Raw genomic sequence first — 11294 nt, 5'->3', positions numbered from 1 at the left:
AAACAAAACAAACAATAGACGACCTTCACAGGCAGTATTTCGTATATTACTTAACTAACTATAAATCATGATCCATCTATCTGAATAAAAATTCTTTCTCTATAATCAGACGGTGTCATGCCGGTATGTTCGCGAAAGAACCTTGTCATAACGGAATTCGACTGGAAGTTTGTACGTGATGCCACTTCTTTTATTTCAAGGTCCGAATCCCGTAGAAGAGCCTTTATCTCAAGAATGGAATATTCTATAATCCAGTCTTTTGCCGAACGGCCGCTCATATCCGTAATTACCATTGTAAGGTGTTTAGCGGACACGCACATCTTTTGCGCATAAAACGCAACATCCCGGCTTACGGTATGAAATTCGATCACCAAACAAAAGAAGTCGAATAAAAGTTTTTCCTTACGGGTATATTTTACTAATTCGGCAGCTTTCGGATTTCTTTTATAAGCCACATAGATATCCCAATAGAAAACACGTAATAGTTGCATAATAGACTCCCGTCTGAATAAGTTCCGAGGCAAGTTGATACGATAAATCAGTATATGACAAAAGTGAATGAAGCGTTGACATTCTTCATCGCATAGCGGAGTGCTGAAATTTTTCCGCATATAAAAGAAAAAATCAAGAGTAGGTATACATACTCCGCTTATCGTATCCATAAACAAGTTTTTGGATACTTTGAGAAAAGTCATTGAAAAGTCATCGCTAATCTCTGTGACAGCAGCCAACTGGAAAGGAAAAATAACAACCAGATCATTGGAAACAATCCGTCGTTTATTACCAAAAACATTGAAAAGCGCACTGCCTCCCGTACATATCCCGTTTATCCCTTCTTCAAGATACGCAGGAGTTTCATTAAGCGGTAAATCGTCTATTTTAGTATAGACATTAAACTCTTCTGTTTCTGATATATTATCAAATACTTTATTTTGCCTATATGGCTTATTATCTTTCATTGACTGCAATTTATGCTATTATGCTGTTTGTCTTTATTTCTTGCTTCTATCATATACATATGTTAATCGTGACATTTTGATTAAGTAAATTGTACAATCAAAGATATGGGAAAGATATATAAGAAACTTTCTTTATCTTTCATCAGAATCATCAGTGCCAGAAAATATTCACCTTCATCAATATCAGGAATGGTTGTATACACTTTATCGTCCGAATATTTATGAATATCACCACATTCTATCAACATTCTGTCATTTACTGAAGACACAAGGTATAGATTGGCGCTATCCCATGTTAACATATCCAAGTGATGTCCGGTGATGACAATGGGGGCTTGTGGTGTAATCCTCCCATTACATTTTTTACTTGAAGGATCATATACTTTTTCAATGGCAGGGAATGGTGCTCCTTCAATCATTAATATTTCGGCTTTTATCGTTTTCATTTGGTATGATAATAAGTGTGTATATAAACTGATAATGATTTTGTTCGTAACTCATTTTAATGGAATATCCCGGATACAGCGGAGATAAAGAGTGCTACCCTTGGAGATAAGGGATGATGTATATTTCACTGCCATAGGATAAAATTTTATAGACCATGCACTCCCACTACTATTATTTTCTGTTGCCAACCAATAAGCTGTTCCCTTTTTATCATCTAACGACAAATCAAACGGCTGGAAATCGGTGCCTTTATCCTTGGTTCTCTCTAATTCCTTATAAAAAATCATAATTAGGCTTCCCTCCCTTAATGTAGGTATCCGCCATGTCCCAGGTTCATCTTTCCCGTCCTTTCCACGATACATTGCACATCCTTTAGGTACTGCAAAACTTGCCGTAGTGTAACTATTTGTGTTTGCCGTAGCAAGGTATCCGTTCGCTGTAGCCCATTTCATTGTTTTCTCTCCCACATTCTTTCCATCACTATCATTTCCATCGCTACATACATTATCCGGAGAAATGATAAAGTATTCCGATACTTTCCAAACGATTTTTATTGTTTGATTATTCTCGTTGTAAGGATGTCGTGTAATCCGTTTTACATAAACATTCTCACCGTTAACTTGAATGGGTTCAGTATCCATACCGCTGTCGGTGTACTTAAATAATTGAATAGTTTTATAAAAGTCAGGGTTTTCACTTTTATTTTCCACCCTGTTTGCCGGTAACTCCATTGATTTAATAGCTGCATACTTAATTCCCGCCTCTTCATATATTTCAATCTTTTGAGAATACCCTTTCAGCAGGATAAAAAAAGATACGAAGATTATGACTGTTATTCTTTTCATTTTGTTCTTTATTTATTTTAGTTCATGTCATCATTAATCAGTATCGAGCGAGATATCTATATCTCTGACACATTTGGAAAATCCGGTTTGCATTTTTTGATAAGAATTCACCCCTTGGTACCATCTTTTGACATTGTCATTTCCGTCTTCTGTTGTTGCACCACCAGGAAAGTTTTCGTTATTTAAAAAACTGCCTATATACATACCAATCATTTGATTAGAGGCCGGGAAATACCATTCCATTTCCTCTTTATCAATTCGTCCGTTTCCATTTTTATCCCTGTTTTTGTCATAGCAAACTCTCGCTGAAAAGGAGCTGGCCGGATATTGATATTGATAGAGCAATACATATCCAGATGCATTTTTTTGCGGAGCAGCTATTTTTTCGTTATTCCAAGTGAGATTTTTAATATTCTCAGCCAAATTTCTCGTTGCCTCTTTTCCGTAATCCATATTATCGGTTCCGTATGAGTATGTAGCTGTTTCAACTTTATCATAACCATATTGTATTGTTCCAACTGTTATGTCTTCCAAATATTTAGAGCTGCCGCGCGCAGGCAATCTGTCATGCACTAATCCCATCATATAGTTCCCGTCTGCATCTTTCCCTCCTCCGAAACGTCCGGCATATACAGCTGGTCGCTGATCCATCTTGAATATATGATAAGCTTGTATAGGCTCTCCTTCGTCACCCTCGGTTGTAGTAGTCACTTTAATATACAGGGAACGCTTTCCGTCCTTATCATTTTCACCAGGATTGACCAGTTTACCGTTTTCATCATAAACATATTCATCATTGTAAAGATAAAACTTCACTTGTGTAGGAAGTATGGTATTTGCTTTGGCAGATGTAGCCAATGGCTCATCAGTATTGTTGAACGCATCTGTATAATTAGATGAGGAAGACAGATAGAGCCAACTCTTATCAGAAGAAACTTTTGTGATACAGAGATTATCCGTATATATCCCAACTTCCACTTTCCGTCCTTGAGTCTGTATAACTATGGGACGTACATCATAGGCTGCATCAAGATCATATCTTACGCCCGCTTTGTTGTATTTTGTATAATAAAATTTCGCTCCTCCACCAACGCTTATATTCTGACTGGCATGAAACTCTACATACTGACTGGCGGTATACGTTCTGATCCGTTCGTCATTCTTTGCTGAAGTTAGGTCTGCATTTATGGTAGTACGTAGGTTGTAAAAATGGTTGGGTTCTACGTCAAAGTTATTGGTATTGTTATTTCCAACATACATCTGGTAAATTGCATATTCGTCAGTTGCAGATGCAGTTGTCGGGTATGCCCATGCCTCAATCTGCGTACCCAATGGCGGTGCATCCCCAGCAGGGGTTTTATCAACAATTTTATAGTAGCGTTGATTTTCACTAAGAATTTTTTCTATCGTCCCTTGACAATTCTGTGCAACATACCAGGTTGCCGAATAGAAATCATTGGAATCGGGTCCCTCAAAATCAACAGTTTCAAGCGTGGCATAAGTGTCCTCGGTGGTATTTTTTGAAGGGTTGGTAAGTCGAATCGTATTGTTGACATTCAATAATTTCAGTCCTTGTAATTGGTAATTCTCCACTTCAAATTTATAGCGTAATGTAATGCGTGCCATCAACCTCCTGATTTCAATACCTCCTACAAAACCGACGGGCTTGTTGTATTCCACCAGGCCACGTTTACCATCATCAACGTTTACGACAGTGACTCCTGACACTTCTCCGGCAAATGGCACCTCATTATCAGCTGTGATAAGCGATTGGGTATGTCCTTCTACATTAGTTAGATATTTGAAATTCCATTTCTTGAGATCATCAAGTGTTCCCACTTCACTCATATCACAATCAAGTTTAGGTCCCAGTACAAGCAGGTATAAAGTCTGATTATCTGCCACAACTAAGGGAACATCTATAGTTACCATGTCATTAATAGCTGTCTTTACATCACTAAGTTTGTGAGGTTTTCCGTTGATCGAACCATTCTCATGAAACTGGAAAAGCCAAAGATTATATAACGAGGTTGTACCATCGGATACCCGGGTATTAGAGTTTATTGCATATTCCTTTTGCCCCTCTCCCAAAATCACCGTAAACGGCGAATCAGCATTGGTTCTGTTTCTAAAAAATGGCTTGGTAACTGCATACCTGCTCACAGATGTTGGCTCTACAGCAGGGGGAAGGCTGACATTCAGGCTGACCATTACCATTTTACCGGTAGCATTTCCAGGACTGAATTCTTCCAGTTTATCTTTTGTACAGCCTGTGAATATCAGTGAAAACAAAGCAATGCAAGCTGTCCGGAAATACGCATTATATTTTATATTTATTGTCATATTGTATCTATTTATCATCATACTTTCATCTCAATTCTCATTGTCGGAGGATATTGTCCCGTTCTGCTTAATTATCGGACTGCCAAGAGAAACTGTATAGTTGTTTTCATACTCTAAATATATATTTCCTATAAGTTCAACGATACTTGGACTATTGTTTTCCGGAATGGTAATATCAACATTATAACTATATTTACCCGATTCAATATCTACTTTAGTACTTTCACACCTTACAGTACCTCCGTAAGTAATTTGTAAATACAACTTTCCAGCAGGCAGGGTTACGTCTGTAGGAGTAAGGGCAATAGTCGTAGTATAAGAGTGTTCTCCTTGTGGTATATTACCTATGCTACTTAATCCTGTCTTCGCACGTAAAATATACCCGCTTTGAGAAACTGTGAGTATTTTATTGACTGTCTTTCCTTCCAAACCGATCCCCTCCACTTTCACTCTAAATGAACGGGATGAGGTGCTTTCTTTACGTTTGACGTATATAGGAATGTTTTGAGTGTTACTGCCATGGGTGGTATGTATTGTTTCTCCGGCTACAAATGAGAAATCGTCAAATTCGGTTGTTGATCCCACATCTGCTCCTTCTGTGACAAGTGTTGCTGTCCAGTAAGGAATATTCGAGATAATACCAAAATAAGCATTTCCACTTGTTTCGGTTCCCTGATAAGTCGGGCTGCTGACGATACCTACTTCCAGTTGGCTTTTTATCATCTCATTGCGCACACAACGGATCATATACGCGTTTTGCCTGTTCATATTTTCTTGAATTCCTGCATTTTGCGGATTTTCTCCGGAAAAATTGAATACGGTAGCATTGTTGTCCCAATACCATCCATTGGAACGGTCTCCTTGCGATATACCGTTTGTATCCCTATACCTGTTATGTGGAGAAAACAACCAATGGAATGAAGGATAACCCCGTGAATTACTTTCATTATCCGCTGCCGTTTTCAGTATTTGATTTTCAGCCGGAGTAGCCATGCGCCACTGCTTATTATCCACAATCCCCAAAGTCTTAATTTGGGATTCGGATAGTCCGGCAAGTTTGCAAGGGTCTCCCTTTCCCGCTGTCACTTGGGCGATTGTATTATCTGTGGGTATTTTATCCGTTTCCAGATAAGGAATATCCGCCCATTCCGTAATATTTAAAGGAGTGTACGAGCCCGGATACCAAAGTACATCGTTCAATGTAGTGGCATTGGCAGGTGGGGTGAATCCCGTATCTGCATCCGGTGAACTTATGGCTATCAGGCTGCCGTATTTAAATAGGATATCCTTGTATCCTGTTCCTGAATGATATGCTTTCAGTATCCCTGAATAAACACTAAAGTCATTCCATATATTCACATTTCTGGACGTATCGGCTACGGCGTCATAGTCTGCAGCCTTGTCACTTACAATGACCAGCCCGTCAATCGGTTTCCAGTTGATAGTGATATCATGTTCCTCCATTGCCACTATTTCTGCATAAAGTCCCATTGCTCCCATGCCGGTAATGGTGGCGTATATTTGATAATGGTTGTTTCGTATCAGGTTATGATTCTTAGGAGGCTCCTGACCGATATTCAGCAGATAGATGCAGTTCAGCACCTGTGTGCTGCCGTTTTTAAGAACGCATTGTGCATCTATTTTAAGATAGGTTGCTTGTGAAGCATTTTGAGGGTCGGCCAATATGTGTTCGGGAATATAAGTAGTAGGAATCGTTATGAAATCTATGTTATCAGGAATGGTGTAGTTATTTCCATTTATCGTATACGTACCGTTATTATCGAGCTCGCCTGTTCCTGATATAGTAAGATCATCCGACCATATATTTTCCGTATATGCCTGCCCCTCCCCTATAGTAGTGGCAACCGGCATTCGACACACTTTTACATTCAGTCTGGTTACTTTAAAATCTTCATCCTCATTGGCGATATTTTTAATTGCCGTAAAGCTGATGCGGGACACCATGCGGTTTACCTCAATCGGCAGTTCCGTTGTCGTAACATTATTGATGGTAACTGTGGCATTTGTTCCGTCGCTACGGGATTCCACATAGGCACGTGACACATTTCCATACATAGGTGGCGGAGCAACAATACCTATGGCGGAGAATGTCACTTTTTCTATTTCATTTTCCAATGTAATGGCAGCGAGCTTTTCCGTAAGCTCCGGTGTTTCGTTACAGATGATGTAAATGTTATTATATCCCCGTGCCGCTCTTATGGAAGCGGTGTATATACCATCAGCATTTATGGAAGCGTCAGAAACGTCGTTGTATACCAATTCGTTTTTGTCATTAAACACAATTGCACGTACGGATTTTATGACTTCATCTTCGTCGACGGTAGTATTGCGTGTCCCCATTTTAATACTCATCGGTATCCTTTCTCCTTCGTAAATACGTGCGCCTGTTGTTTCATTCTCCTTTGTACAAGAGTATGTAAACAGGGCAAACATCGTCAAAAGCAGAATAATTGCCGAAAATTTTATGTTGATAGTTATATTCATCCTTTATCGTGCCATAATTCCGTTTCAAAGAAACGTCTTACATATCCGTTGGTTGGAACCAGTAGGTCCAGTTGTTAATAGTGATACTTAATGCTATGTAACCGTTCTCTTCCTTATCTCCGATGCGGATGTTAATGTCCCACTGATATCTGCGGTCGAGATATTCCTGGTCCCCCATCGTTTCTGGTTTACTTTTCAGCAAGTAGTCAATAAGGTTTATGGTTGTTTCTCCTCCAATGTCTATCGCTTTTCCTGATGTTTGCTCCGTAATGGAAAAAGGCATAGCGACATCTTTGACGAATCTAAGCGTGTGGAGCCGGGTCTGAAGAGATAGTTTGTTGTCTTCCTCATCTGCACAAGGGTGGTAAATTATGTTCTTGTTTCCATCTCCAAAATTATTTTTATAGTCATAAATACTGTTTGCCGCTATCAATTGTATATTGTATTTTGAAAGATCGACCTGATTGCTGCCTCGTGTAATGCCTATCGTTATATCATTGGTATTACGTATCAGGCTGACAGTTTCTGTATTGCTTATGTTCTCCGGAGAAAACATTTGCAGGGGACCGCTATGCCATAATGCATCAAGATGATTGTTGCTCATGTCATTATCGGGTTCGTATTTTAAGGATAGTTTGTCTATCGGATCACCTGCAGTCATTGATGATAGCCGGTAAAACTCATCTGTTTTTCCGGCCCATACAACAGCCGTACAGCCTTTCAGTCGATAAGGGATCAGCATACGATAGTCCGTATTTTTCAGCGGATTACCTTTTTCGATGAATGTCTGAAGATATTTCCCTTCTGCATCGAACACATAGACTTTTACTTCCTCCACCTGATCGGCAAACCAGTCTTCATTTACCATGTTATAGTCATACCTGAATTCAAGAAAAAGGTCACACTGGTCGAGATCGTCATGAAAGACGTCGCAACCGGTAATCCCTGCCGCCATAAAAGCGGCAAGGATTATTATGTATTTCTTTATGTGTCTCTTGATTTTCATCTATTAATGCAAATCAACACCTTGTGTCCAGTAAGTCCATGGATTGATAGTGATTTTTACAGAAATGTATGCGTCTGCTTCATCATCATCGGTACCCGGAGGTGTAGGATTAGTAGGATCAGGATCAGACGGGTCGGGAATCCACGGTGTTCCGGGACCGCTCACGCTCTGAAGTTCCAGGTGATACCAGTTGTTACGTACCACACCGTATCTACCCAAAGCCATTTTGGTTGTTACATTTTGGTCATGACGAATCAGGACATCGTAATAGCATACAGATTCATGATAATAACGTACGGCACAGAAGCGTCCGATGATACCGGTTTTCGCAGTAAATTTGTCTGCGGTAAGCTCTGCAATCGCCTTATCTATGTCCGAAACACCCTCTGCCACGACACCCGCTTTTTTTAAGAATATAGGTAAGTCTGTTTTCAGTCCGCCACTAGCAGTGTTATTATATTCATCTTTAAGCTGGCCTAATGTATAATAGTTCCCTTTCCAAGAGAAATAACTGCTATTTTCGGTCAAACCATTGGGAGTATATGTAGCTTTTACCACTACCTTGGTGGTGAATCCTAATTGCTGTGCCTTAGCTTCCATTGTATTTTCAAGACAATACAGACTTGTTCCCTTACTCTGTGCAACAGCAGGTATCTCCTCACTTTCGCTATCTATATTTTTTAGATAATTGAAAGCTGCATCCATATTCGTTTCCATAGTACTCGCATTTGATACATCAGGTTGTTCGTCAGACAAGTAGTTTTTATCCCGACGATAAACCGCTCCAGTCGTGGCATTATCGTAAGTGATAAGTTCACTATACAGTTTCACACTCTTATTGGTAACGCTTAATTCCCAACCGCCGAAAGCAAATTTGGCACCATCAGGTTTTGTACTGAAAGGGTCTTTAACCGCAACTTCTACTTTTGCACTCAATCGATCCACACTAATTTCAGCAGGATTGTTTTTGGCATCTGTTTTTGCCTGATTTATGGCTTCATTGGTATATCCACTTGGCTTATGCACTGTTACATTCGTTAATGCTCCTTCTATCCCAGTACCTTTGCCAGCACTCGTCATCATGAATTGATTGGTGGTAGCGACATTGGCAATAACCGCCTCAATAGCAGTGTTAATTGCAGACCAAGGTTTACCTTTTACAGCATCCGCAGTTAAATTCCACCCTTTATTCCCGTCGGTGTAAGGATTGATAACCACAAATACTTTTTTAGTCTTCTCCGGTACTAATTGAGCTTCACTAGCTGCAGCTTCCGGGTCCCTGTCCCCTCTGCACTTGTTCCTCCGCTATTCCCAACAGTAAGACCATCAAAATTAACCACATCAAGGCACACATCTTCCTCGTCAAATAATAAAACTCTGACTGTCCCTGCTTTACTTTCCCCTGAACTTCCCGGTTTTTCTACTACATTCTCTGCTCTTGTAGTGGATGTGTGACTTTGCAGGGAAAGCGACAGATACGCCTTTCCATTCAGTTCACCGCTCGGAATATTCCCTTCCCGGGCATCATCACTACTACAGCCGGCAAACATAAAAGTCACCAATGTAGATAATAGAAAACTTTTTGTTTTCATCTTTGTTAAATTTTAAAATGTTGTAAATAAAATGATAATTATAATAAATAAAAAATCAATAATCTAGTTTAGTCATTGATCGAATATCTTCTTCCTTTTTATTCAATTCCTCCAGATTGAAATATGCTTGTTCCAATCCGGATTCGGCAGCTTTGATTAGATGTAGCTTTGCCTGTTTATAGTCGCTTTTCAACAGGTACAACACTCCTACGGCATTTTCATATTCCGGTGCAGAAATCTCTGCTTTCTTAAGATATTTTTCTGCTAATGCAATGTCTTCTCGCGAAAGTGCAGCCGAGGCAGCATTCAGGTTGGCAATCTTATCATCAGGAAAGAGACTGACAGCTTTTTCAAACAATTCTATAAACTCCGGTGATCCGTTTTTGTAAGTGAGAGCGACCAAATAAATTTCATTCAGGCTCAAATTTTGTGGCCGACTATGAATCAGCACTTTTGCCTGTTCTATATTAAAATTCTGAACATCGTACTCTATTTTACAGATCGCTTTACGCAGATGTGGGTAATACTCACGCAACATAAACCGATAAGGATTGCCCTGTTTATATAGCATCAACGATTTCTTGCGACTGGTATTCGTTCGGTAGTTTATTTCAACTGGTATGTGATCTATAATATGAAGAATTCTATCCTTTTCTGCCATGTCAGACTCTGCAACCATTTTACGTAGTCCTTCCCAGTTTTCGCCACCATATTCCACCTTGTATAATTCTTTAGAGAAAGGGAAACGAGGGAGAAGGTAATTAACAAGTGCCTTTGCACGTCCTTCGGAAAGCTGTTTGTTAAAAAGGACAGAACCCTCCGGTGAAGCATAACCAATGACTGATATTCCACGAATGGTAATAGTTGTATCATTTCTCACTTCGGCAAGCATAGAGGATATTTTTTCCAGTTCGACCGGGTTGTTCATGTAATCCGGCCTTATGATGGTCTTTGATACAACAAAATCCAGGAACGCTTCACATGACATCTCACGTTTTTTTACAGGTTCAACTTGGGGGCGGACATAACTGATATGCGGGACGATGTGATATGGAACAGGCGGTTGCTCCAAAGTGACGGTACCGAAAAGCGGAAACGTCGATAATAACTTGCCCGGTTTGCAACAGCCCATTACTTCCTTTTTTATATCCAAACGTGCATCTTTCATCCACGATTCGAATGGAATGACCAAGGAATATCGAATTTGTTTTTCTTCGGTTATTCCATATCCTTTCACAACATAGTACGGAGCTTCCGACTGGTAAAAATCACGTTCCTGTGTATTCATTAAAGCCAGTTTACGTTTCAGGTTTTGGAAATTACTATGCCCTTTGACAGAAATCTCCGGTAACTCCAGTTGGTGGTTTGCAGCAATCAATACCGGTATCAGTTCTATCGAATGATTGGAACTGACTTTTATTTTATCAAGGTCATAAAGCACTTGAATATGTAGGGAATCCCCCACTTGTTGCAATTCGATGGCTGTTGCTTGTATCGTTCCTTTATACCATTTGTCCGGCAGGTTTTCTCCATATAGTAATGGAGAAACGAGCAGTGACAGAGGCAACAGCCATAGGATAGATTTTAGATTTATCAT

Annotated in this window: 7 protein-coding genes and 1 pseudogene; all 8 read right to left on the bottom strand. The window is 39.7% G+C overall.

Annotated elements, in window-relative coordinates:
- Positions 1 to 65 precede the first annotated feature (65 nt).
- Positions 66 to 959, bottom strand: coding sequence for a helix-turn-helix domain-containing protein (locus tag DXA54_RS15370; RefSeq protein WP_008647481.1), 894 nt, complete (start codon positions 957 to 959; stop codon positions 66 to 68).
- A gap of 80 nt (positions 960 to 1039) precedes the next feature.
- Positions 1040 to 1405: a DUF4469 domain-containing protein gene (locus DXA54_RS15365; protein ID WP_004296035.1), complete on the bottom strand. Its 366-nt coding sequence runs from the start codon at positions 1403 to 1405 to the stop codon at positions 1040 to 1042.
- A gap of 51 nt (positions 1406 to 1456) precedes the next feature.
- A complete protein-coding gene (locus DXA54_RS15360; protein ID WP_120079952.1) occupies positions 1457 to 2251 on the bottom strand; it encodes a DUF1566 domain-containing protein in 795 nt (264 codons plus the stop codon).
- Positions 2252 to 2284: 33 nt separating this feature from the next.
- Positions 2285 to 4594, bottom strand: a complete 2310-nt coding sequence (locus tag DXA54_RS15355) for a DUF4906 domain-containing protein (RefSeq protein ID WP_165863254.1) — start codon at positions 4592 to 4594, stop codon at positions 2285 to 2287.
- 30 nt (positions 4595 to 4624) lie between these two features.
- Entirely contained in the window at positions 4625 to 7099 is a 2475-nt protein-coding gene (locus tag DXA54_RS15350) for a fimbrial protein (protein WP_120079948.1), read from the bottom strand.
- A 37-nt stretch (positions 7100 to 7136) separates the two neighbouring features.
- On the bottom strand, positions 7137 to 8105 hold the full coding sequence (locus DXA54_RS15345; protein WP_008647475.1) for a FimB/Mfa2 family fimbrial subunit: 969 nt from the start codon (positions 8103 to 8105) through the stop codon (positions 7137 to 7139).
- A 3-nt stretch (positions 8106 to 8108) separates the two neighbouring features.
- Positions 8109 to 9697: pseudogene (locus DXA54_RS15340) on the bottom strand (Mfa1 family fimbria major subunit).
- A gap of 55 nt (positions 9698 to 9752) precedes the next feature.
- Positions 9753 to 11294 (bottom strand): DUF3868 domain-containing protein, encoded by a 1542-nt coding sequence (locus DXA54_RS15335; protein ID WP_004325964.1) that lies wholly within the window; start codon positions 11292 to 11294, stop codon positions 9753 to 9755.

The sequence above is a fragment of the Bacteroides sp. OF03-11BH genome (assembly GCF_003604005.1).
Classification (GTDB): domain Bacteria; phylum Bacteroidota; class Bacteroidia; order Bacteroidales; family Bacteroidaceae; genus Bacteroides; species Bacteroides ovatus.
This window is presented reverse-complemented; position numbering and strand designations above follow the sequence as displayed.